Genomic DNA, 23543 nt, shown 5'->3' on the forward strand with positions numbered 1-23543 from the left:
GATGCGTTCTCCTTTAGTCGGAACCGACTATACGGCATCGACTGATCTGCCGGTGCAAGGTCATGCCGTGTCGGAGTCCGCATGCAGCCGCCGCAGATACTCGGCCGTGGGGCTGGAGGCTGGTCGCAGAGTGTCCGGACGGCCGCAGTGCAGCACGCTGCCGCCGGCCGCCCCGCTGCCCGGGCCCATGTCGATCAGCCAGTCCGCGGCGGCGGCCAGATGCAGGTCGTGCTCGGCGAGCACCACGGTGTTGCCCGCGGCGAGGAGCACGTCGAAGGCGTCGACCAGCACCTGGACGTCCGCCGGGTGCAGTCCGGTGACCGGTTCGTCGAGCACGACGAGGCCGGGCTGCCGCGAGCCCTTGGTCAGTGCGGCCGCGAGCTTCAGCCGCTGTGCCTCCCCGCCGGAGAGCACGGTGGCGCTCTGTCCCAGCCGCAGATAGCCCAGTCCGGTCTGCTGCAGGGCTGTGAGTACCGGGCGCAGCGCACGGGTGTCGAGAACTTCGGCCGCCTCGTCGACAGTCAGGTCCAGCACCTCGTCGATGGCCAGGCCGCGGTAGGTCACCGCGAGTACGTCGGACTCGTATCGCCTGCCCTCGCAGACGTCGCACGTGACCCAGACGTCGGGCAGGAAGTTCATGTCGACCTGTCGTACGCCGTACCCGGTGCACGGCTCGCAGCGGCCGCCCGGCGAGTTGAACGAGAAGGCGGCCGCGGTCAGTCCGCGGCGTGCGGCACCGTCGGTGGCCGCGAACAGGTTGCGGATCAGATTGAAGGCCTTGGTGTACGTGGCCGGGTTGGAACGCGGGGTCCGGCCGATGGGCTCCTGGTCGACCACCGTCGCCCAGTGCAGCGGGCCCGCCCAGGCCACCCCGCCCACACCGGGAGCGGCGCCCGTGCCCTCCAGCCGGGCCTGCACCGCACCGGCCACCCCGTCGAGGAGCAGAGTGCTCTTGCCGCTGCCGCTCACGCCGGTGAGGCAGGTCATCGCTCCCAGCGGGATGTCGATCCGGTCGGCACGCACGGTACGCACCGCGATGTCGGTCAGGGTCAGCATCCGGTCGTCGTGGACGGGGCGCCGTTCGCGCCGTACCCGGCCGCCGCGCAGGCCGAGGTAGTGGCCGGTCAGCGATTCGGGGGCGGTCATCACGTCCTGCGGGGTGCCCTGGGCCATGAGCCGCCCGCCGTGGCGTCCGGCGCGCGGGCCGATGTCGATCACCCAGTCGGCCAGCCCGATCAGCTCGGGGTCGTGCTCGATCATGAGGACGGTGTTGCCGGAGCCGCGCAGTTCCTCGATGAGCTCGCCCAGCTGCGCCTTGTCGGCCGGGTGGAGTCCGGCGGAGGGCTCGTCGAGGACGAAGGCCACCCCGGAGAGGTCGGTGCACAACTGGGCCGCCACCCGGGCGCGTTGCAGTTCTCCGCCGGACAGCGTCGGAGCCGGCCGGGAGAGCTGGACATGGCCGACGCCGAGCCGCACGAGCAGCCGCACCCTGGCCTGCAGGGCGGGCAGCACGGCCTGGGCCGCCTCCCGCTGGGCCGGTCCGAGCGTCGAGGCCAGGCGTTCACCCCAGTCGAGAACGTCCTGCACGGGGCAGTCGAGCAGCTCGTGCAGGAGTCGTCCGCCGAGCCGGACGGTGCGGGCGATCTCACCCAGGCCCGTCCCCTCGCACACGGCGCACGGCTCGTTCCGCACGAAGGGCGCGTACGTCTCCCGGACGGCCGGGCTCGCGGCGCCGGCGTACAGCCGCTCGGCCTCGGCGATCGCGCCCGGCCAGGGGCGGCTGTTGCGGACGCTGATCGCGGTGCCGCTCTTCTTCATGGTCGTCTCGTAGGAGACCTCGATCTCCTCCTCGCCCATGCCGTGCACCACCGCCTGCCGGAAGTCCTCCGGCTGCTCCCGCCAGGGCCGGTCGGGATCGGTGCCGAACCGCCGGGCCAGCGCCGCCACCGTCGCCCGCTCCGGGGTGCGCGCCATGGTGAACCACGGCGAAGCCCCGGCCAGCAGGGGCAGGCCGGGATCGGTGATCAGCAGTGTCTCCTCGGACCGGGCCCTGCCGCCGGCGCCGCGGCACTCCTGGCAGCACCCTTCCGGGGCGCCGGGGTTGAACTGCGCCGCCTTCAGCACGGTGCCCAGGGCACGGTCCCAGTCCCGGCCCAGCGGAGGCAGCCGGGCGAAGGCCAGGCCGAGGTAGTCGTTGACGCCGCTGACCGTGCCCATGGTGGAGCGCGGGCTGCGGGCGGGAATGCGCTGGTCGACGGCGAGCGTGGGGGGCAGACCGTCGATGCGGTTCACCTGGGGGCGGTCCCGCGGGGTGATGAACTGGCGGACGAACGGGCTGATCCCCTCCAGATACCGCAACTGCGCCTCGGCGTGGATGGTGTCGATCAGCAGCGAGGTCTTGCCGCTGCCGCTCACGCCCGAGAACGCGACGACCTTCCCCTTGGGCACTGACACGTCCAGGCCGTCCAGGTTGTGCGTGCGGGCACCGACCACGTCGATGGTGTGCTCTCCGGTTCCCATGACCCCTCCTCGGATTCCGATATTCGGTTCCGAATATAAGGGTTCGGCTATATCAGTTCAAGGTGATCACTGCCGGGTGGGCCGAACCAGCGCTCCAGCGCCGTGCGCAGTGCTTCGGCCGTGTCGTCCGCCGAACCCGCCCAGGCGACATAGCCGTCGGGACGGACCAGCAGCGCCTCGGCCGGCGGTTCCAGGGCCGTCTCTCCGGTGCAGACCGACACCCGGCCGGCCCACGGCCCCGCCGCCTCCCGCAGATCGCTCCGCCCCGCCAGGTCGAGCAGCAAGGGCCGGGCGGGCCGCAGCAGTTCGGCCACCGCCGCCGTGCCCTGCGGGAGGCCGGACAGCACCAGGTGGCCCGCGAATCGCCCCGCCCATGGATGCACCACCGCCGGCGGCGCCGGCGGGAACGTCGTCGGATGGCTCACGGCGGTTCCGGTGATCATTCCGGCGAAGTACCGGTTGACCTCGTCGAAGCCGAGCAGCTCCTCGACGAAGCCGCGCAGCGGGGTGGTGTGCTGCTCGTCCGGGCGCATCAGAGCCAGCTGGGCGCGGGTGTTGAGCAGGACCCGTTCGGCGACGGGATGCCGCTCGTCGTGGTACGTGTCGAGCAGTTCCTCCGAACCCCAGCCGCGGATCCGGGCCGCCAGCTTCCAGCCGAGGTTGACCGCGTCCTGGAGGCCGGTGTTCAGGCCCTGGCCGCCGATCGGGAAGTGCACATGCGCCGCGTCACCGGCCAGCAGCACGCGGCCGCTGCGGTACCGCTCCGCCTGCCGGCTGGCATCACCGAACCGGGACAACCACGTCACCGGTTCGGTCAGCTCCAGCGGCCTGCCCCGCACGCGCGCGACCGCCGCGGTCAGCTGATCCAGCGTCACCGGTCCTTCGTCCGCCGCCTGTTCACGCCCGTACTCGATGGCGACCACCCGGCCCGTGCCGCCCTCCGGCGGGAAGGCCAGGATCAGAATGCCGTCGGGGGTGCGCTCCCAGCGGCGCGGCACATCGCGTTCGGGGGTGTGCACATAGCCGATCAGCGCGGTGACGGTGGCCTCGGTGCCGGGGAAGCCGATCCCGGCCAGCCGCCGCACCGTACTGCGGCCGCCGTCGCAGCCGACCGCATAGCGGGCCCGGACCCGATAGGGACCGTGCGGCCCCACCGCCGTCACCTCCACGCCCTCCGTGTCCTGGCGCAGCCCGGTCACCTCGTGGCCGCGGCGGATCCGCACTCCGGCCCGGTCCGCGTGGCGAGCCAGCAACTCCTCGGTGCGCGACTGCGGGACCAGGGCCGTGTACGGGTGCCGGGTCTCCATCAGGCCGAAGTCCAGGCCCTGGCTGAACAGCCCCGCGAAGGGCAGCCCCTTGGCGAGCTGGGTCCCCTCCAGGAAGCCGTCCAGGAGACCGCGCAGGTCCAGCATCTCCACCGTGCGGGTGTGCAGGGCTCCCGCGCGGTCGTGTCCGGGAGGCTCGAGGAGCTTCTCGAGCACCAGGACCCGTACTCCGCCCGCCCGCAGCTCGCCGGCCAGCATCAGGCCGACCGGGCCTCCTCCCACCACCACGACGTCCGTCGTCCCGTCGGCGTCGTCCGCAATGCCGTTGTGCATCATGCGCCTTCCGTGATTCGTGCAGCCGGCACGGGGCTCTCGGTGACCAGGCCCGTTAGACAACTGGCGACCTGGGCCGGCGTGGGACGGGTCATGGCCTGGTACTGAAGTGCTACGGCGGAGTGGGCCACGCGGTCGTCGAAGACGAGCTGCCGGGCCGCCGCCTCGACGGCCTCCGGGTGCGCGTCCTGCGAGCTCAGATGCAGCCCGCCCCCCGCTTCGGCCAGCCGCCCTCCGTTCAGGTCCCGCTCGAAGGTGTCGCTCACGATCAGCTGGGGCACTCCCTGGGCGACGGCGCCCATGGTGGTGTTGGCTCCGCCGTGGTGCACGATCGCCGCGCACGAGGGCAGCACGGCGTGCAGCGGTACTTCGGTGACCGCCCGCACCCCGGCGGGCAGTTCACCCAGCCGGCCCAGGTCCTCGGAGCGGACGAGGAGCACCACCTCCGCGTCGAGCCGGGACAGCCTGCGCAGCGCTCGCATCAGCGGATGCCCGTCCGGCGCGCCGTCGGTGAACGTCCCCCAGGTGACACAGATCCGCGGCCGTTCGTACGGTCGCAGCAGCCAGGAGGGCACCGTCCCGGGTCTGTCCACCGCGACGAAGCGGATCGGGACCTCGGTCCCCGGGCCCGGCTGCTGCATCACGGCGGGGCAGGGGTCGATCACGAACTGCTGCGCCGACGGCCACACGCTGCCGGGCACCTCGGCCGCGACCAGTTCGTGCACCCTCTCGCGCAGCCAGACACCGCTCGGCGTGCCCCACACGTCCGGACCCCAGAGGTGCCGCAGGACGGGTAGCCCCCGTGCCGCGGCGACCGCCTCCGCGGCGAAGGCCACCGGCTCGTGCACCACCACGTGCGGCCGCCAGCGGTCGACGAGCGCCGCAAGCCCGTCGATCATGGCCACGGCGTTCTCGGCGAACATGCGGGGCAGGGCGTCCCGTTCCCGGTAGTACGGCTCACCGGGGACTCCCCGTACCTTCTGCCGGTGCCGTCCCGCGAACCCGCCCCGCGAGCTCACCCGCGCCACGGCCAGCCCCAGTGCCAGGGCGCCCGGTGCCGTGTCGGCATCACAGGCCACCCGGACCTCGTGCCCGGCGGCACGCAGCGCCCAGGCGAGCGGAACCATGGGAGTCAGGTGGGAGTTGGAGGCGGACGCCACGAACAAGAAACGCATGAGAGCCCCTGATCCTGTACGTCGTCAGACCGCACCGACGCTAGGAAGGCGGACTCGAGGCTGGCATGAGGCCCGGCCGTGCCCGGCGTTCCAGCGCATCTCGAGGACAGCACGACCCGCCCTTGGGAGGCTGCCGGGCACAGCGGCGCGGCCGACGGCCGGGCGCCGGGACTTCCACCTGGGCTGAAGGTAGGTCGCAATGAAGGCGAAGGTCTTGTCGCAAGACATCTGGACGTGGCTGCGTCCGATCCATCACGAGGCGCCCGGACCCGGGGCCGGTCCGGTCTGCCGGATCGGCCGCTGACATGCGCGTCCTGGTGTGTTCCGTTCCGTTGCTCGGGCACCTCAACCCGATGCTTCCGCTGTCCTGGGCGCTGCGCACCGAGGGGCACCAGGTCCTGGTGGCGACGGGCGAGGACTTCGCCGGACAGGTCCTGGAGCGCGGGCTGCCCGTGGCCGGCCTCTCGCGCGTGGACCTGCGGGAGGTCATGTCCCGGGACCGGGCCGGCAAGCCGCTGCCCTACACGCCCGAGGCGGACCGGTTGTGGCGCAGCGGCCGCGGCTGGGGCCGGCTGGGCGCCCGGCGCCTGACGGAGACGGTCTCGCTGATGCGCCGGTGGCGGCCGGACCTGGTCGTCCTGGACCCGGTGGAGTTCGCGGGCCGGCTGGCCGCCGAGCGGCTGAACATCCCGTGGGTGGAGCACGGCTGGGGCATCCGGCCCAGTCCCGAGTTCGCTCTCGCGGCCGAGGAGGAACTCGAGCCGGAACTCGAGCAGTTGGGGCTGCACTGGCTGCCCCGGGCCACCCGCTTCCTGGACACCTGCTCGCCGAGCCTGCAACGCCCGGGCGAGCACGGCGACCCCATGCGCTACATCCCGGTGTCCGGCCCCGCCGAACTGCCGGACTGGCTGGACGAACCCAGGCAACGCCCCCTGGTGTGCCTCACGTTCGGCAGTGTGCTGCCCAAGATGCGGCCGGAGCAGATGCAGGCCCTGATCAAGGGGCTGATGGACACTCTCCCCGCTCTCGGCGTGGACGTGGTGGTGGGCATCGACCCGGCGGCCGCGGAGAAGCTGCGGCCCTTGCCGCCGGGCGTGGTGTCCGTGGGCTGGCAGCCCATGGAGCACGTCATACCCCGTTGTGCCGTGCTGGTGCACTACGGGGCCTCGGGCATGGCCATGAACGCGATGGCCGCGGGGGTGCCCCAGGTGGTGCTGACCGTGCCGATCGCCGATGCGCCGTACAACGCGCGGCGTATCGAGGCGGTGGGACTGGGCGTCGTGCTGCCCAGCCTCCACCTGGAGGCGGAGCGCGTCGTCGATGCCTGCCGGGCCCTGCTCACCGAACCGTCCTGGAAGGCCAGGGCCGGCGAGATCGCCGCCGAGCAGGCAGACCGGCCGACGCCCGCCGAGGTCGCCGCGGAGTTCACGGCCGCGTACGGCTGAGCTGGTCGTGCATACAGACGAGTGCGCCGCCGTCCCGGGAACCGGGACGGCGGCGCACTCGTCTGCCGTGGCTCAGCCCGGCTTGCGGGCCACCAGGAGCCGGTCGTGCGTCATCGTGTCCAGCGGGACGACCCGCTCCACCTCGAAGCCGGCCTGCTCCGCCCATGCCGAGATGTCCCGCACCCGGTACTCCGAGCCGCCGTCGAGGATGACCGAGCACACCAGGCTCTGCAGATACGCCCCCGCCTCCGAGTCCGAGTCGAGCATCGCGTCGTAGACCAGCAGAGTGCCGCCCGGGGGAAGGGCGTTGAAGGCCTGTGCCAGCAGCGTCCTGCGGGATTCCTCGGGGTGGTCGTGCAGGACGTGCCCGAACAGGATCACGTCGGCGGCGGGCAGCGGATCCGTGAAGAAGTCGCCGCCGGTGAAGCCGACCCGGTCCGCCGTGCCGCGCGCTGCCATGTGCTCGTCGAAGAGAGGTTTGACCCCCGGTACGTCGAACACGGTCCCCTTCAGGTGCGGGTGGTCCAGCACCAGTTGTGCCGCCAGGTTGCCGCGGGCCCCGCCGACGTCGACGAACGTCGTCCACCGGCTCCAGTCCAGGCTCCCGCTCAGCTCCGTGGCCACGAACTGGTTGAAGGTGTCCATGTGATCGAGGAACCGGCGTGCCCGGTCCAGGTCAGGCTGCTCGTCCACCACCGCACCCGCGGTGATGTTCCGCCCCGAGGTGGCCCTGCCGTCGTGCAGGGCGTCGGAGAAGCGGTTCCAGAGCTCGTAGTGCACCCGGCCGTGCTGGAGTACCGCGCCGCCGATGTAGTGCGGCCGGCCGGGGACCAGGAAGTGGTCGGCGCGGGCGGAGTTGGCGTACACGCCGTCCTCGGCGGTCAGCAGGCCGAGGCTGACCAGCGCGTCGAGCCAGTCGGTCACCAGGTGGGAGCGCAGCCCGCCCTGTTCGCGGATGTCCGCCTCGGTGCGCGGACCCGCGGCGAGGAACTCGAAGAGTCCCAGCTCCATCGCGGTGTGCAGCACTCGGGCCCGGGTGTAGGCGACGTTGAGCTGGAGGATCTGCCGGGCCTCGGCCAGCGAGGGCGCCTGCGGCGTGGCGTTCGTCATCGGATGCCTTTCGGTCTACGGGAGGAAGCGGGAGGCAGATCAGATCCGCTCGGCGAGCAGCAGCCGCAGCGGCACACCCGGCAACTGGTGCAGCCGGGGCTCCCCGAAGCCCGCGCCCGCCAGGATGTCCTGGTACGTCTCCAGCGGATGCGACTCGCCCTCGTGGGTCAGGCCCAGCATCAGCGCCGCGAACAGGTGCGGCACCGGGTCGGAGGCGGGGTCACGGCCGTCCGCGGTGATCGCGACGATGCCGATCCGCCCGCCCGGCCGGGTCACCTGTGCCAGCCGGCTCAGCATCTCCCCGGCCCGCTCGGGGGAGAAGTGGTGCAGCACATTGGTGATCAGCGACAGGTCGTACGGGCCGTCCAGCGGTACTTCGAACATGTCGCCCGGGGTCAGCTCGACCCGGTCGAGAACGCCGAGGCGCTCGGCGTGTCCCCGGGAGTACTCCAGGACATTGGCCCAGTCCACGGAGCGGACGCGGGCCTGCGGGTAGCGCTGCGCCACCGTGTAGCCGTACAGGCCGTGTCCGCAGGCGACGTCCAGGATGTCCAGGCGCTCCCGGCCGGTCGCCCACGGTGCCAGGGTCTCGGCCAGGAGGTCGGCGACGGGGGGTGTGTGCGGGGTCGGATTGCGGGCCAGGTCCTCCCAGAAGCCGTACCCCGGCGTCTCGGCATTGGTGTCCAGTACGGTGCCGCCCTGCCTGACCGCCTCCGAGAGCCGGCCCATCGCCTCCCACTCGTAACGGCTGACCGCCAGCCGCAGCAGGTCGCCGAAGTAGCCCGGGCTCGACCGGACCAGGACGCGGTCGGCACCCGGAGACAGCCAGAACCGCTCCCCGTCCGTCTGCAGCAGCCGGATCGCGGCGAGGGCGCGCAGCAGAACGCGGATTCCCCGGAGGGGCGCGCCCAGTTGGGCGGCAATGGTTTCGGGATCGGCCGGCCCTGCTGCCATCGTGTCGAAGACGTCCAGATCCAGACCGGCGCACAGCACGCCGGCCCGGCGTACCGCCTGGGCCATGTTCATCAGGGTGAACTCGTCGACCGCGGAAACATTGGTCTCTGTCACGAGCTGTCCTCCTCAGTTGTCGGTGCGAGCGGTGGCGAGCTCGGCGAGATCCGTGGCCACCTGGGCGGGGGTCGGCTGGGCGAGCAGTTCGGCGCGCAGCCGGTCCGCAGCCGTGCGGATGTGCGGGTCCTGCAGCAGCCGGGTCACCGCGGCCCGGATGGCCTCCTCGTCCGCCTGCTCTCCGGGCAGATGGATGCCGGCGCCCGATTCGGCGAGCGCGGCGGAGATGTTGTCCTGATCGGCCATGTGGGAGATGGCCAGCTGACCCAGGCCGGCGCGGATGGCGTTGAGCACCGTGCCCGAGCCTCCCTGGTGGACGATGGCGTCGCAGTCGTCGAGGATCAGGTGCAGGGGCGGCGACTCCAGGACCCGGACGTTGTCCGGCAGTTCGCCGAGGTGCTCGCGCGAGGCGGCGTCGACAGCGACCACGATCTCGATGTCCAGACCGCCGAGCGCGCGGATGACCCGGGGCACCAGGAAGGCCCGCTCCCCGATGATCCGGGAGATGGACCTGCCCCAGGTGACACAGACCCGTGGTGTGCCCTTGCCGTTTCGGCGCAGCCCCGGACCGGGAGCGCTGCCCGCGCCGTTGTAGGGCACGTACTGCACCTGCAGCCGGGCCGGCGAGGCCGGCGGCTGCAGACTGGGCGGGCAGGGGTCCACGGTACGCAGCGCGGGATCGCCCCGGACGTCCAGCCCGAGGGCGCGATACGGCTCGTAGAAGCCCGGCAGCTGGGCCAGGACCTTTTCGCTGCCCTCCGAGCCGAAGAAGTCCCAGCCCCACAGGTGGCGGATCCCCGGTACGCCCAGATCCTGCGCGGCGACCAGCCCGGGCGGGCACATGGTGTCGGCGAGCACCAGGTCCGGTTTCCAGCTGCGGGCCAGGTCGAGCACCGGATCGAGGTTGGCGAAGGCGGCCTGCTGCCAGGTGTCGAAGACCTGGCCCCCGTCGGCCGCCAGGTCGGCGTCCTCGGGTTTCTGGCGGCCCTTCAGCTCCTGGGACAGGGTCCTGCGGCGGATCTCCACCAGGTCGACGTCGGTGCCGACCGCGGCCATGGGCAGGCCGGACCGGGTGACCAGGTCGGCCATGGACGGCTGGGCCACCACCAGGACCTCATGGCCCGCGGCGCGGAACGCGGCCGCCAGCGGCTGGACGATGAAGTAGTGAGTGGGCCACGGGGACGTGGCCACCAGAACACGCATGTCCTTCTCCTCCCTGTCGGGCAAGGTCCTATCGGGCAAGGTTCGTCAGATCGGCCACCAGCTCGGCCGGTGTCGGCTGGGTGCGCATACCGTCCGCCAGCCGCCGCGCGGCGGCGCCGTACGCGGGGTCCGACAGCAGGCGGTCCATCTCGGCGCGCAGCACGCGCACCGCGTCCGGGTCCGCGAACACCTCGTCGGCCATGAGATGCCGGGCGGCGCCCGACGCGGCCAGGCGGGTGCCGTTGACCGTCGGCTCGGGCCGGGTGGTGATCAGGAGCTGCCGTACGCCCGCGCCCGCGGCGGTCATGCTGGTGCCCGCGCCGCCGTGGTGGACCACGAGGTCGCACGACGGCACCAGCAGGTGCAGCGGCAGCCCGACCGCGACCCGCGCCCGGGCCGGCAGCGGAGCGCCGCCCAGGGCCTGCGCGGTCTGCTCGGTCACCGCGACCACGACCTCGTCGGCCACCTCGGCGGCGGCCTCGACGCACCGGCGTACCCGGTCGATGACCGAACCGCCGCCGCGCAGCGCCATGTCCGTGGCGCCCCAGGTGACACAGACCCGGCTGCCGGAATGTTTTCGCAGCAGCCAGTCCGGCAGCAGGCCCGGTCCGTTGTAGGGGACGTACCGCATCTGACGGCAGGTCGGCCCGACCGGGTAGCGGATGCCCGGTGCACTGGGGTCGACCCAGGCGGTGGGCTCGGTCCGCACGGGCGCGCCGACCCGCTCGTACAACTCGGCGTACTCGGGGAGCGGTTCGTCCCCCAAGCGGTGCATCTCGATGCGCTGCAGGCCGGGAGTGCCCCACAGATGGCTGACGTTGGGCACCCCCAGGGCCGCGGCGACCACGGGCCCGGCGAGCGTGACGGCGTCGTGCACCACCAGCTCGGGCTGCCAGCACCGGGCGAGGTCGAGCAGGTCGTCGAGCATCGCCGAGGCCATCAACGCCTGCATCCGCCCCAGGTTCTCGATCAGCGCGAACTGCGTGTCGTCGAGGAGTTCCGGATGCACGGGCCAGTCCTCGGGCCAGCGTCTTTGGACGTGCCAGGAGGCCCGGCTGCGGTCGTTGGACAGCGAGGCCAGATCGACGTCCTGACCGACCGGCACGCCGGGCAGGCCGGACGCGGTCACGACCGGCATCAGCCCCGGCGTGCTCGCGACCCGCACCTCATGACCGGCGGCCAGGGCCGCCGACTCCAGCGGAACCATCGGGAAGTGGTGGGAGTGCCAGGGAAAGGTGGTGAACAGAATGCGCATGCGTAGGGTGCCTCTCCAGGTCGCGTCGGAAGGAGGAGCGTGCGGGCTCGCCGGCGAGGCGGTTCACTCCTCGCCGTACACGGGGGAGTCGCCCAGGACCTCGTCGATCCGGGCCATCAGGTCCGCCTCCAGACGGACACCGGCCGCCTTGGCGTTGCTGAGGACCTGTTCTGCGGTGGACGAGCCGATGACGGCCCCGCTGACCGCGGGGTTCTGCAGCACCCAGGCCACGGCGAGTTGTGCCGTGGTCAGGCCGGCGGCCTCGGCCAGTGGGCCCAGGCGCCGGACCCGGTCGAGGACCGTGTCGTCGTCCAGCCAGCGCCGCATCAAAGGAGCCCGGCCGCCCTTGGGGGCGGTGGCCCGGGAACCGGACGGCGGTTGCGCGCCCGGCGCGTACTTACCCGTGAGCACGCCCTGTTCCAGCGTGAAGTAGCAGATCTGACCGATGCCCAGATCACTGCAGGCCGGCATCACCTTCGTCTCCGGTGCCCGCCACAGCATCGAGTAGCGGGGCATGTGGGAGATCACGGGCACGCCCAGCCGGGCACCGAGTTCGGCCGCCTCGGTGATCCGCTCGACGGGCCACTCCGACATGCCGACGTAGAGGATCTTCCCCGCCCGCACCAGGTCGGAGAAGGTCCACATGAGCTCCTCGATCGGGGTCGCCGGGTCGTAGCGGTGGGCCGTGTAGACGTCGATGTGGTCGACGCGCAGCCGGCGCAGCGAGCCGTCGACCGACTCAATGACGTGCTTTCTGGACAGTCCCTGCCCGCCCGGACCGAGGCCGGTCGGCATCCCCACCTTGGTGCACAGCACCACCTCTTCACGGGGGCAACCGGCCAGCGCACGGCCCAGCAGGCTCTCGGAACGGAACATCCCGTAGACGTCCGCGGTGTCGAAGGTCGTCACCCCGACGTCACGCGCGGCTCTGATCGCGGAGAGCACCGCCTCGTCGGGGGTGTCGTCCTGGGGGTACAGCAGGTTGCCGTACACGATCTCACTGACTGAAAGGCCGCTTCGGCCGAGGCTTCGGAACTCCACGCGGATCACGCTGAGGTCCGGGGGTCGAAGGCGGCTCGAGCCCCGGCGGAGCCCTCGGCCGCGCCCATGGCGGCCGATCGGGACTTGAGCGGAGCTCCAGACGGAGTGTCGACCGTGGCCGTGAGCGCTGCCGATACCTGTCACGGGAGATGTCAATGACGCAAGCGATCATCAGCAGGAAGCACTCAGCAGTACCCCACGACAACAAGGACCAGAAACGCATCGCCGAGTCGGCGGCCGCCATAGACGGCGGCGTCATGTCCATGGACGACTTCCACGGTTGGTTCGACGAACGCCGCCAGGCCATCCGGATGGACGTGCAGCGCATACCCTTCGCCGATCTGAAGCGCTGGGGATTCCAGCCGGTCACCGGCAACCTGGTGCACGACAGCGGCCGTTTCTTCTCCGTCGAAGGGGTGCGGGCACACTTCGACGGCCAGGCCCCGCTCTTCTGGTCCCAGCCGATCATCAACCAGCCGGAGGTCGGGTTCCTCGGCATCCTGGTCAAGGAGATCGACGGGGTGCTGCACTGCCTCATGCAGGCGAAGGCCGAGCCCGGCAACGCCGAGGGACTGCAACTGTCCCCGACCGTCCAGGCGACGCGCAGCAACTACACCGGAGTGCACGAAGGCAGTGCCGTCCGGTACCTGGAGTACTTCACGGACCCCGGCAAGGGCCGGGCACTGGTCGACGTGCTCCAGTCCGAACACGGCGCCTGGTTCTACCGCAAGCGCAACCGCAACCTCGTCGTCGAGGCCGTGGGCGACGTCCCCGAGCACGAGGACTACTGCTGGCTGACGCTGGGGCAGGTCCGCCGGCTGCTGGGCATACGCGACCTGGTCAACATGGACACCCGGACGGTCCTGGCCTGTCTCTCGCTCGCCGAGGCCGGCGAGCAGGGCGACGCGGCGAGCGGGACCGGCCCCGGCGACGGTACGGCGGCACTGGCCGCCTCACTGTCCGAGGAGGCCCCCGCGGCACACACGTTGCCCGAGATCCTGCGCTGGTACAACGGGATCAGGGCCCGCAGCGAGGTCTCCGTCGAGCCCGTACCGCTCGCCGCGGTGGATCACTGGGTGCGCGATGAGGACGAGATCCGTCACCGGAGCGGCGGGCACTTCACGATCGTGGCCGTCGCGGTCGAGGCGGGCAACCGCGAGGTCACCGGCTGGACCCAGCCACTGCTCAGCCCGCGCGGCACCGGTGTCGTCGCCTTCCTGGCCAAGCGGATCAACGGCATCCTGCACGTGCTGGTCCACGCCCACCCGGAGCCGGGCTACGTCGACCTCATCGAGCTGGGACCCACCGTGCAGTGCGTGCCCGACGACCTCGCCCATCTGCCTGCCGAGCAGCGGCCGAGGTTCCTGGACGAGGTCCTCGCCGCGCGCCCGGAGCAGATCCTCTACGACGTCGTCCAGTCCGAGGAGGGCGGCCGCTTCTACCAGGCGCTGAGCCGCTACATGGTGGTCGAGACCGACGGCGACCCCGTCGTGCCCGACGACTACCGCTGGATGACCGTGGGCCAGCTGGTCATGCTGCTGCAGCACAGCAACTACCTCAACATCCAGGCCCGCAGCCTCATCGCCTGCCTCCAGTCCGTCTGGTGAGCACCGTGTCCGAGGACCGTGCCCCCCTGCGCATGGGCCTGCTGGGCTGCGCCGACTTCGCACAGCGTCGCGCCCTGCCCTCACTCGCCCGGCTGCGGGACTTCACCCTCACCGCGGTCGCCAGCCGGGACGCCGACAAGGCCAAGCGCTTCGCGAGCCGCTTCGGGGGAGATCCGGTCGCCGGGTACGAGGAACTGCTCGCCCGGGACGATCTCGACGCGGTGTACATACCGCTGCCCGCCGCACTCCACGCACCCTGGGCGAGCCGGGCACTCGAGGCGGGCCTGCACGTCCTGGTGGAGAAACCGGCGGCCGCGACGGCCGAGGAGGCCGGCCGGCTGACCCGTCTGGCGCGCGAGCGCGGGCTGGTGGTGATGGAGAACTTCGCCTTCGTCCACCACACCCAGCAGGAGGCGGTCCGTACCCTGCTGGCCGACGGGGCCATCGGCGAACTGCGTTGTCTCACGGCGGAGTTCGCCTTCCCACCGCTTCCGGCCACGGACATCCGCTACCGACCGGGACTGGGTGGTGGCGCCCTGCTGGACGCGGGCGTGTACCCCCTCCGGGCGGCCCGGATGTTCCTCGGCGACGACCTCGAAGTGACAGGCGCCACGCTGCGCACCGACACCGGGCGCCGGGTGGACGTCGCCGGAGCCGCACTGCTGACCGCGCCGGACGGGATCAGCGCCCAGGTGGGCTTCGGGTTCGTGCACTCCTACCGCTGCGGCTACACCCTGTGGGGCTCGGCGGGACGGATCGGCCTGGACCGGGCCTACAGCGCCCCGGACGACTTCGCGCCGACCCTCACTCTGGAGCGCGACGGCCGGACCGAGCGGCGCCGGCTCGCTCCGGATGGGCAGTTCACCACGCTCTTCGGGAACTTCGCGGCCGCCATCCGCCACAAGGACGTCGACGGACCGGCCCATGACATCGAACGGCAGGCGCACCTGGTGGAGCGGGTCGCCGTCACCGCCCGGCGGTTCCCGCTGTGAACGACCGCCGTACCACAAGTCCCTTGACCACGAAGAGAAAGGCCGACTCCATGGACGTCTCTGGCAATGCGCGAGAAGTGACCGTCTGCCGGATGTGCGGGGAGCAGGACTGGCAGAAGGTCGTGGACTTCGGCCCCGTGCCCCTCGCGGACAGCTTTCTCGCCCCCGCCGAGTCCTACGACGACGAGCCGCGCTACCCGCTGGCCGTGATCTCCTGCCGCTCCTGCCGGCTCATGAGCCTGACGCATGTGGTGAACCCCGAGGTGCTGTACCGGACGTACCCCTACACGACCTCCGACTCCGAGACGATCAAGAAACACATGGCGCATGTCGTCGGCGTCTGCGTCGAGCGTTTCGGCATCCCCGAGGGCAGCTTCGTCCTGGAGATCGGCAGCAACACCGGCTCCCAGCTGAAGGCCTTCCAGAACGCCGGGATGCGCACCCTCGGCATCGACCCCGCCCGCAACATCGCGACGGTGGCCAACGAGCGGGGCATCGAGACCTTGCCGGAGTTCTTCTCGGTCGACACCGCCGCGCTCGTCAAGAAGACCTACGGCACGCCCGAGCTGATCCTGGGCCGGCACGTCTTCGCGCACATCGACGACGTCGCCTCGGTTGCCGCGGGCGTGCGCAGTCTGCTGGGCCCTGACAGCCTGTTCGCGATCGAGGTGCCGTACCTGGTGGACATGCTCGAACGCAACGAGTTCGACACCATCTACCACGAGCATCTGTCCTACTTCGGCGTCGGCACCCTGGTCACCCTCTTCCAACGGCACGGCCTGCGGGTCGTGGACGTCGAACGGCTCGCCGTGCACGGCGGTTCCATCCTGGTCTTCGTGGGCCTCGACGACGGGACCCGGCCGACGAGCCCGGTCGTCGACGAACTCGTCGCCCTGGAGAAGCAGAGCGGACTGCACGAGGACGCCACCTACGAGCGGTTCGCCGAGCACATCGAGCAGATCACCGGCGAACTCACCGCGCTGGTCCGCTCGCTGCGGGCCGAGGGCAGGCGGATCGCCGGATACGGCGCCCCGGCCAAGGGCAACACCCTCCTGAACGTCTGCGGACTGACCACGGACGATCTGGAGTTCTGCTGCGACACCACCGAGTTCAAGCAGGGCCTCGTCCTCCCCGGGACGCACATCCCGGTGCACAGCCCCGCGTACGCGAAGACCCACGACATCGACTACTACCTCCTGCTGGCCTGGAACTACGGAGAGGAGATCATCGCCAAGGAGGCTGCGTTCCTGGCCCGCGGCGGACAATTCATCGTGCCCAATCCCAGGCCGTCGGTCGTCTCGGGCGGAGCGTGACGATGGCACGGACGACAGACCGCGCACCCTGCGTCGTCGTCACCGGCGGTGGTTCCGGCATCGGCCGGGCCACCGCCCGGGCATTCGCGGCCGAGGGCGCCCATGTGCTCGTCGTGGGGCGGACGGTCGAGCGGCTGGCCGAGACCGCCGAAGGGCATGCCCGCATCAGGACGCTCGTCGCCGACCTGGTCGACCCTCACGCTCCCGACCGGATCGTCGAGGCGGCACTGGACGCCACCGGCAGCATCGACGTACTGATCAACAACGCCGCCGTCCCGTGGCGCGCCCGGCTCGGCGAGATAGACCGCGAACGGGCCGAGCGGCAGGTCGCCACCAATCTGCTGGGTCCGCTCTTCCTGACCCAGTGCGCGGTACGGCACATGCCGTCCGGCGCGACGGTGGTCAACGTCAGCTCCAACCCGCCCACCCGCGGGTGGCCCGCCAACTCGGTGTACGGCAGCACCAAGGTCGGCCTCGACTTCCTCACCCTGACCTGGGCGGTCGAACTGGCGCCGCGCGGCATACGCGTCGTGTCCGTGGCCCCGGGGCCGACTCGCACGCCCGCTCTCGCCGTGGCCCGGGCGGGCCTTCCGCCCGAGCAGCAGGGCGACTTCTCCCGTGTTCCGCTGGGCCGTCCCGCCCAGCCGGAGGAGATCGCCTGGTGGCTGATGCAGGTGACCCGGCCCGAGGCCGGCTATCTGACCGGCGCGGTGCTGCGGGTCGACGGCGGACTGAGTGTGGGCTGACCGTTCGTCAAGGGCCCGGTGACGGTCCGGCAGCCGCGGCCGCCGGACCGTCACCGGGCGCGAACCCGTCCCTTGGCAGGAGTTCCTCAGCCCTCCACCAGAGCCACCGCGCGAGCCCAGCCGGCGCCCGAGCCGACGAGTTTCACCGGGAGGCAGGAGACGGTGTAGCCGAAGTCGCCGGGCAGGGCGTCCAGGTTGTGCAGTCGTTCGATCTGGCAGTACTCGCGCCGGCGCCCGGCGAAGTGGGCGGGCCACAGCACCGAGCGGTCGCCGGTCTCCTGGTAACGGCCGATCATGTCGCCGAAGGGCGCGTCGAGGCTGAAGGCGTCGGTGCCGATGACCCTCACCCCGAGATCGAGCAGGTAGTCGGTGGCCGCGCCGTCGAGACCGGTGAAATCGGTGAAGTACTTCTGCGTGCCGACGTACGCGGAGGCCCCGGTGTTCAGCAGGACGATGTCGTACGGCCGCGGGGTGCGTCCGATCCGGGCGATCTCCCGTTCCAGGACCTCGGCCCCCACCGCGCCCACCGGCTGGTCGCGCAGGTCGAGACGGATCGCGGGGCGGTGGAACCAGTCCAGCGGCATCTCGTGGATGTGCCGCGGGGTGCCGTAGCCGGCCTTCGAACCGTAGTGGGACGGCGCGTCCACGTGCGTTCCCGTGTGGCTGGTGAGGGTGAAGGTGTCCAGCGACAGCAACTCGCCGTCGGGCAGCACGGACGGGTCGAACTCGATGCCGAAGTGTGCCTTCATCTCCTCGCTCATGTGCCGGGCCCCCTCGGCGGGGGTGAGGATCTCGTGGACCACGGGGTCGGGCTCCCAGGCCTCCGCGTCCACGGGCGAGGACAGGTCGATGATGCGCATACGGGTCATCCCTTCGTGGTCTGCGTACGATCGGCGGGCGCGGCCGGGCCGACGGCGAACAGATCGGTGCGCACATCCACGGGCGGGCTGCCGAAGGCCACCCGGTGGGTGATCCGCTCGCCGAGCGGGCTGTGCCGGATCAGCCGGGCGATCCCGGAGCGCAGCAGGTCCAGGACCGGACCGCCGTTTCCGAACATGCCCTTGGCCTGCATCTCCTGCATCTTCATGACGGCGTTCACGGCGGGCAGCCGGGCATCGACGAAGGGCGCGAACCGCTCCCGTCCGACGGTCCCGGCCCGCAATGCCCCAACCAGTACGGGGTGGAGTACGGCGGCGTCCTGGAGCGCGAGATTGATGCCCTGGGCGCCCAGCGGGCTGTGCGTGTGAGCGCTGTCGCCGATCAGCACGAGACCGTCGCGCGTCCACTCGTCGGCCTTGCCGGCGAAGACGTCGAGCAGGCTGAGGTCCGACAGGCTCCCGACGGCCGTCTCGATGAGGTCCGCGTACTGCGGCAGCGCCGCGGTCAGTTCGCGTCTGACCTCACCGATGCCGCGGGCGGCGAGCTCCGGCCAGCTCTTGTGCGGCAGGGTCCAGCCGATCTGCAGCCTGCCGGGGTGGGAGTCGTGGACGAGGACGGGGCTGCCGGCGGTCCGGTGGATGCGTACGTACCCGGTCTGCCGGCCGGGCGCGTCCACCTTGAACCACAGCACGTCGTGCCCGAACGCCTCGACCCGGCCCGCGCCGATCCCCGCCAGCGCCCGGGTCTTGGAGAACCTGCCGTCCGCGCCGACGACGACCCGGGCGTGCACCCGACGGCGCCGGCCGGGCCCGTGCGCGACGGCCCCGGTGATCCGGCCGTCCTCCTCCAGCAGAGCGCCCACCCGGTGACCGTCGAGGTGCCGGAACCCGGGCAGCTGCCGGCACTGCGCGAGCAGCGCGTCGAGCAGATGGCGCTGCGGCACGGCCAGCAGGTGGTCGTACGGGGCCGCCAGCCGACGGTAGTCGATGTCGAGCAGTACGCGACTGCGGTCCACGAGCTGGAAGCCGTCGAGTTCGCACGCACCGGCGTCGCGCGCCGCGGTGAGGACGCCGAGGTCGTCGAGGATGCGCTGGCCGCCGGGCTGGAGGATCTCGCCGCGGAAGGCGCGCTCGAAGCGGGTGGACTTCTCCAGGACCGTGACCCGTACCCCGGAGCGCAGCAGCATCAGGGAAAGGGCGAGCCCGGCGGGCCCGCCGCCCACGACACAGACATCGGTGTGCAGTTCGTCCGCCGGCCCGGTGGTGCCGGTCCAGTTCGTGCCGTTCGTGTTGTTCGGGATGGACATTCCTCAGCCCGCCACCAGACCGAGGCCGCCGTCGACGGTCACGACCTGGCCCTGCAGCCAGGCGGCTTCGTCCGTGCACAGCAGTCCGACCACGTCGGCGACGTCCTCGGGCGTGGTGAGCCGTCCGCCGGGTGTGCGGGCGGCGATCGCCTCGGCGAACTCGCGGGGGACGGTCCCGTCCCCCTTGTCGACCTTGGCGGCGGCGACCGCGTTGACGGCGATGCCGCGTCCTGCCAGTTCCACCGCGAGGTAGCGCACGAGCGATTCCAGGGCGGCCTTGGCCACGCCCGCCCCGGCATAACGGGGAACCACCCGGCGGGCGCCGGTGCTGGAGACGGCGACGATCCTGCCGGAGCGGCCCGCCATCAGCCCGGCGAGCCGTGCGGCGCCGGTCAGCAGGGGGTGCAGTGCGACGGCCAGGGAGCGGTCGACGAGCGCGGTGTCGGTGGTGAGCGTGGGTGCGGGCCGGAAGTAGGAGGTGTTGTGGACGAAGATGTCGAGGTGGCCGAAGCGGCGCAGTGCCTCGTCGCACAGCGCGTCGATGCCTTCGGTGACGTCGGCTCTGACGGCGCCGACCCGGCCGGGCAGGCCGGCCAGCGCGTCGACGGCCTGTGCGGCGTTCGCCTCGTCCTCGGCGTAGTTGACGAGGACGTCGGCGCCGCTCGCGCTCAGTTTGCGGGCTATCGCGAGACCCACTCCCCGGGTGGCGCCGGTCACCAGCGCGGTGCGGCCGGTCAGCCTCGGGGCGGTGGAGTGGTCAGTGGTCACGGTTGGGCTCCCAGGTGGATCGACTCGGCTCAGGCGGCGCGGACGGCGGCGAGGGCCTCGTTGACCAGCGCCAGATACGCGCGCAGGGTCTCCGCCCCGGAAACGGCCTCGTCATCGAGGGCGATGCCGTACTCCCGCTCGACGCGTGCGGTGGTCTCCAGGACGGCGACCGAGTCGTAGCCGAGGTCGGTGAAGGAGACATCGAGGGCGCGCTCGGAAAGGTCGGCGTGCTCGCTCTCGCCCGCGCATTCGCGCAGCACGGTGGTGAGGTCTTCCAACTGCATCTGCTGGGCCATGGAGTTCTCCTTCTCGGGATGGGCCGTCAGCCGGCGGAGCACAGGACGGCGGCGGCGTTGAAGCCCCCGCGGCCCCTGGCCAGTACGAGGGCGGTGCGCAGCGGCAGCCGCCGCGCACGGCCGGTGACCAGGTCGAGGGGGCAGTCGTCGGCGGGTTCGGTGACGTTCACGGTGGGAGGCACGACCTGCTCGTGCAGGGCCAGCAGGGCGGCAGCCAGGTCCAGCGAGGCGCCGCCGGCCGAGAGCCGCCCGGTCATGGTCTTGGGCGCGGTGACCGGCACGCCGTACGGGCCGAACAACTCGGCCAGGGCCCGCGCCTCCGTGCGGTCCGCGTCCCGGTCGCCCGCGGCGTCGGCGAACACGACGTCCACCTGGTCCGCACTCAGTCCGGCGTCCCGCAGGGCGAGTTCGGCGGCCTGGCCGAGCCGGGAGGCGCCGCCGGATCCGGGCGCCGGATCGAAGGTGGCCGCATACCCGGCGAAGGATCCGTAGACGCGGGCGCCACGTTCCCGTGCCGCGGAGGCGTTCTCGAGGACCAGCAGGGCACCACCTTCTCCCACCACCTCGCCGGTGGCGTCCGCGGAGAACGGCAGATAGGCGCGGGCCGGGTCCTCGCTCGGGGAGAGCCGGCCGCCCGCCAGATGAGCGGTCCAGCCCCAGGGGCAGATCGCCGAGTCGACGCCGCCGGTGACCATCAGACCGGCGCCTCTGCGCAGCCGGCGACGGGCCTGGGCGACCGCGTCGAGGCCCCCGGCCTGCTCGGTGACGAGCACGCCGCTCGGACCGCGCAGCTGGTGACGGATGGAGATCTGGCCGGTGTTGACGGCGTAGAACCAGGCGAACGACTGATACGCGCTGACGTACTGTCCGCCTTTGCTCCACAGCGCCTGCAGTTCGCGCTGGCCGAACTCGAATCCGCCGGCCGAACTCGCGGTGACGACACCGGCCCCGTACTCGGGCAACTGCGCCGGCTCGACGCCCGAGTCCTCGATGGCCTCCTGGGCCACGGCGAGGGCGAGCCGGGTCATACGGTCGGTCTGCGGCAGCAGCCGGCCGGGGATGTGTTCGGTGTCGACGAAGTCGAGGACCTCGCCGGCGAGCCGTGCCGGGTAACGGGCCGGATCGAATCGGCTGAGCCGGCGGATGCCGCTCTCGCCGCGCAGCACCGCGTCCCACCAGGCCTTGACGGTCAGCCCGTTGGGAGCGGCCACTCCGATGCCGGTGACGACCGCCCGCTCGGTCATGCCGCCTCCTGGAGTCCGGGAGCGGTCAGGACCATGGCGCTCTGGAACCCGCCGAAGCCGCTGCCCACGCTGAGCACCGTGTCGATGCGCTGCTCGCGCGCGGTGAGCGGGGTGTAGTCCAGGTCGCAGGCCGGGTCGGGGTCGTGCAGATTGGCCGTGGGAGGCACCGTGTCGTGCTCGATGGCCAGCGCGCTGGCCGCCACTTCCAGCGAACCGATGGCGCCGAGCGAGTGCCCGATCATCGATTTGATGGAGCTCACCGGGACCCGGTAGGCGTGGTCGCCGAGGCTGCGCTTGAAGGCGGCGGTCTCGTGCCGGTCGTTCTGCTTGGTGCCGGAGCCGTGCGCGTTGACGTAGTCGACGGCGGTGGCGTCCAGCCGCGCCTCGTCGAGCGCGGTGCGGATGGCCGCGGCCATCTCCTTGCCGTCGGGACGCAACCCCGTCATGTGGTACGCGTTGCAGCGGCCGGCGAACCCCGAGATCTCCGCGTAGACGTGGGCGTCACGGCGCCGTGCGTGCTCGAGGCTCTCGAGGATCAGCACGGCGCTGCCCTCCCCGAGGACGAAGCCGTTGCGGCTGCGGTCGAAGGGACGGGAGGCGGTGGCCGGATCGTCGTTGCGCGGCGAGGTGGCCCTGATGGCGTCGAAGCAGGCGACGGTGATGGGCGAGATGGGTGCCTCGGTCGCACCGGCGACCATCACGTCGGCGCTGCCCTCCCGGATGAGATCCACGGCGTGGCCGAGGGAGTCGAGGCCGGAGGTGCACCCCGTGGAGATCAGCGCCACGGGCCCCTGCGCGCCGGTGCGCCAGGCGACCTCGGCGGCCATGGAGCTGGGCACGAAGTAGTCGAAGAGGTGGTCGACGGCGAGGGTGTGGTCGACATGCCAGTCGGAGCCCCCCTCGCTGACGACGTTGTACTGGGTGTCGAGCCCCATCGTGCAGCCGACCGCACTGCCGAGGGACACGCCGGTGCGCAGCGGGTCCGTCCCGCTGTCGAGGCCGGCGTCGGCCACGGCCTCGCGGGCGCTGACGACGGCGAACTGGGTGGCGCGGTCGAGCCGTTCGGCCTCGGCGGGGTCGAAGCCGTGCTGCGCGGGATCGAAGTCGGCCTCGGCGGCAATCCTGGAGCGGAACGCGGACGCGTCGAAAAGACTGATCCGGCGGGTGGCCGTACGGCCCGCCGTGAGCTGTTCCCAGAACGCCCCGACGCCCACCGCCCCCGGGGCCACCACCCCGATGCCGGTGATCACGACGCGACGGTTCATCGGCCCTCACCGCTTACTGTCCCCATGGTCATGGGTGCTCTCTCCTGCTGGTTGTGTGTCCTGCCGACGAGGCTGGGCGAGCCCTCTCGAACCGGGCTCGAAGCGCGCAGGAGCCGCGGTCGGGGCGCGGCGCGGTCAGCGCAGGTCGTCGCGGGCGACCTCGCGGGCCTTGACCAGCAGCCGCCCGCCCTCGCGGACCAGGACGTCGGTGCAGGTGCAGACTCGGTGGACGCGGGAGGCGCCGCCGAGCGGCGAGGCGAACACGGTGGTGTACGAGTGGACGACCACCGACCCGTCCTTCTGCGGCCGGACGTCGAAGACGCCGGGCCAGTGACGGTGCTGTTCACCGGCCTCGGCGAGCGCCTCGGCGGTGCGGCGTACCGCGGCCGCCAGGCCCGCGCGGCCCACCACCGGCGCGGGCAGGGTCGGCACCGAGAACGAGGCGTCCTCGGTGAAACCGGCCGCCCATGCGTCTGCGTCGCCGTCGTCCAGGAGGTGCATGTGGCGGGCGTAGAACTGCTGGATCTCCGCGTACAGGGCACCGAACTCGGTGGCGGAGTACGGCTGTGTCTCGGTCTGCGCGGTCATGGTGTCTCCGTTTCGTCGGGCTGTCCGGGCGGCGGCCATCGTGGACCGCCGCGGTCGAGCCGCGTTCGAGTCGCTCTGCAGGGCGGCCCGGATCCTCCGTCGTCCAGCCGGAATCCAATGCGCC

The 23543-nt window shown here is 71.8% G+C and carries 20 protein-coding genes; 5 read left to right on the plus strand and 15 right to left on the minus strand.

The window, feature by feature from the left end; genetic code table 11:
* Positions 1-60 precede the first annotated feature (60 nt).
* Genes ACIBN2_RS11175 through ACIBN2_RS11185 form a run of 3 tightly spaced genes read right to left on the minus strand, consistent with a single transcriptional unit; the run spans position 61 to position 5293 of the window.
* Positions 61-2520: an excinuclease ABC subunit UvrA gene (locus tag ACIBN2_RS11175; protein WP_399134017.1), complete on the minus strand. Its 2460-nt coding sequence runs from the start codon at positions 2518-2520 to the stop codon at positions 61-63.
* A 47-nt stretch (positions 2521-2567) separates the two neighbouring features.
* Positions 2568-4121 carry an FAD-dependent monooxygenase gene (locus ACIBN2_RS11180; protein WP_399134018.1) on the minus strand — a complete coding sequence of 518 codons (1554 nt, stop codon included), beginning with the start codon at positions 4119-4121 and terminating at the stop codon, positions 2568-2570.
* A complete protein-coding gene (locus tag ACIBN2_RS11185; RefSeq protein ID WP_399134019.1) occupies positions 4118-5293 on the minus strand; it encodes a nucleotide disphospho-sugar-binding domain-containing protein in 1176 nt (391 codons plus the stop codon). The genes ACIBN2_RS11180 and ACIBN2_RS11185 overlap by 4 nt, the downstream gene beginning before the upstream one ends.
* Before the next feature lie 305 nt (positions 5294-5598).
* Between ACIBN2_RS11185 and ACIBN2_RS11190 the strand changes: the two genes are divergently transcribed.
* The gene (locus tag ACIBN2_RS11190; RefSeq protein ID WP_399134021.1) at positions 5599-6738 is read left to right on the plus strand and encodes a glycosyltransferase; all 1140 of its coding nucleotides are present in this window, start codon (positions 5599-5601) and stop codon (positions 6736-6738) included.
* A gap of 72 nt (positions 6739-6810) precedes the next feature.
* On the opposite strand, the gene mtmMI is transcribed toward ACIBN2_RS11190, so the two are convergent.
* The 5 genes from mtmMI to ACIBN2_RS11215 all read right to left on the minus strand — a co-directional run bounded on the left by mtmMI (position 6811) and on the right by ACIBN2_RS11215 (position 12415).
* Entirely contained in the window at positions 6811-7848 is a 1038-nt protein-coding gene (gene mtmMI, locus ACIBN2_RS11195) for a demethylpremithracinone o-methyltransferase (RefSeq protein ID WP_399134022.1), read from the minus strand.
* Positions 7849-7887: 39 nt separating this feature from the next.
* Complete coding sequence (locus ACIBN2_RS11200) at positions 7888-8916, minus strand: methyltransferase (protein WP_399134023.1); 1029 nt, start codon at positions 8914-8916, stop codon at positions 7888-7890.
* Between the two features lie 12 nt (positions 8917-8928).
* On the minus strand, positions 8929-10119 hold the full coding sequence (locus tag ACIBN2_RS11205; protein WP_399134024.1) for a nucleotide disphospho-sugar-binding domain-containing protein: 1191 nt from the start codon (positions 10117-10119) through the stop codon (positions 8929-8931).
* A gap of 28 nt (positions 10120-10147) precedes the next feature.
* Entirely contained in the window at positions 10148-11374 is a 1227-nt protein-coding gene (locus ACIBN2_RS11210) for a nucleotide disphospho-sugar-binding domain-containing protein (RefSeq protein ID WP_399134026.1), read from the minus strand.
* 63 nt (positions 11375-11437) lie between these two features.
* Positions 11438-12415, minus strand: coding sequence for an aldo/keto reductase (locus tag ACIBN2_RS11215; RefSeq protein ID WP_399134027.1), 978 nt, complete (start codon positions 12413-12415; stop codon positions 11438-11440).
* 155 nt (positions 12416-12570) lie between these two features.
* Between ACIBN2_RS11215 and ACIBN2_RS11220 the strand changes: the two genes are divergently transcribed.
* From ACIBN2_RS11220 to ACIBN2_RS11235, 4 genes are read left to right on the plus strand one after another with little or no spacing between them, the layout of a single operon-like run.
* Positions 12571-14022, plus strand: coding sequence for an NDP-hexose 2,3-dehydratase family protein (locus ACIBN2_RS11220; RefSeq protein ID WP_399134028.1), 1452 nt, complete (start codon positions 12571-12573; stop codon positions 14020-14022).
* Positions 14019-15014, plus strand: a complete 996-nt coding sequence (locus ACIBN2_RS11225; protein ID WP_399134029.1) for a Gfo/Idh/MocA family protein — start codon at positions 14019-14021, stop codon at positions 15012-15014. Before ACIBN2_RS11220 ends, ACIBN2_RS11225 begins: the two co-directional genes overlap by 4 nt.
* A 23-nt stretch (positions 15015-15037) precedes the next feature.
* Positions 15038-16327 carry a class I SAM-dependent methyltransferase gene (locus tag ACIBN2_RS11230; protein ID WP_399134030.1) on the plus strand — a complete coding sequence of 430 codons (1290 nt, stop codon included), beginning with the start codon at positions 15038-15040 and terminating at the stop codon, positions 16325-16327.
* Between the two features lie 2 nt (positions 16328-16329).
* Positions 16330-17073: an SDR family NAD(P)-dependent oxidoreductase gene (locus ACIBN2_RS11235; RefSeq protein WP_399134031.1), complete on the plus strand. Its 744-nt coding sequence runs from the start codon at positions 16330-16332 to the stop codon at positions 17071-17073.
* 86 nt (positions 17074-17159) lie between these two features.
* Here the strand turns inward: ACIBN2_RS11235 and ACIBN2_RS11240 are convergent, their stop codons facing one another.
* The 7 genes from ACIBN2_RS11240 to ACIBN2_RS11270 form a co-directional block, all read right to left on the minus strand.
* Positions 17160-17933, minus strand: coding sequence for a cyclase family protein (locus tag ACIBN2_RS11240; protein WP_399134033.1), 774 nt, complete (start codon positions 17931-17933; stop codon positions 17160-17162).
* A gap of 5 nt (positions 17934-17938) precedes the next feature.
* On the minus strand, positions 17939-19258 hold the full coding sequence (locus tag ACIBN2_RS11245) for an FAD-dependent monooxygenase (RefSeq protein WP_399134034.1): 1320 nt from the start codon (positions 19256-19258) through the stop codon (positions 17939-17941).
* A 3-nt stretch (positions 19259-19261) separates the two neighbouring features.
* Positions 19262-20026, minus strand: a complete 765-nt coding sequence (locus tag ACIBN2_RS11250; protein ID WP_399134035.1) for an SDR family oxidoreductase — start codon at positions 20024-20026, stop codon at positions 19262-19264.
* A gap of 29 nt (positions 20027-20055) precedes the next feature.
* Positions 20056-20322, minus strand: a complete 267-nt coding sequence (locus tag ACIBN2_RS11255) for an acyl carrier protein (RefSeq protein WP_399134036.1) — start codon at positions 20320-20322, stop codon at positions 20056-20058.
* A gap of 26 nt (positions 20323-20348) precedes the next feature.
* Entirely contained in the window at positions 20349-21566 is a 1218-nt protein-coding gene (locus ACIBN2_RS11260) for a ketosynthase chain-length factor (RefSeq protein ID WP_399134037.1), read from the minus strand.
* Complete coding sequence (locus ACIBN2_RS11265) at positions 21563-22831, minus strand: beta-ketoacyl-[acyl-carrier-protein] synthase family protein (protein ID WP_399134038.1); 1269 nt, start codon at positions 22829-22831, stop codon at positions 21563-21565. Before ACIBN2_RS11265 ends, ACIBN2_RS11260 begins: the two co-directional genes overlap by 4 nt.
* A gap of 135 nt (positions 22832-22966) precedes the next feature.
* Positions 22967-23419, minus strand: coding sequence for a nuclear transport factor 2 family protein (locus ACIBN2_RS11270; protein WP_399134039.1), 453 nt, complete (start codon positions 23417-23419; stop codon positions 22967-22969).
* Positions 23420-23543 lie beyond the last annotated feature (124 nt).

Origin of the sequence: Streptomyces sp. NPDC050534 (assembly GCF_044457745.1) — a bacterium.
Classification (GTDB): Bacteria; Actinomycetota; Actinomycetes; order Streptomycetales; family Streptomycetaceae; genus Streptomyces.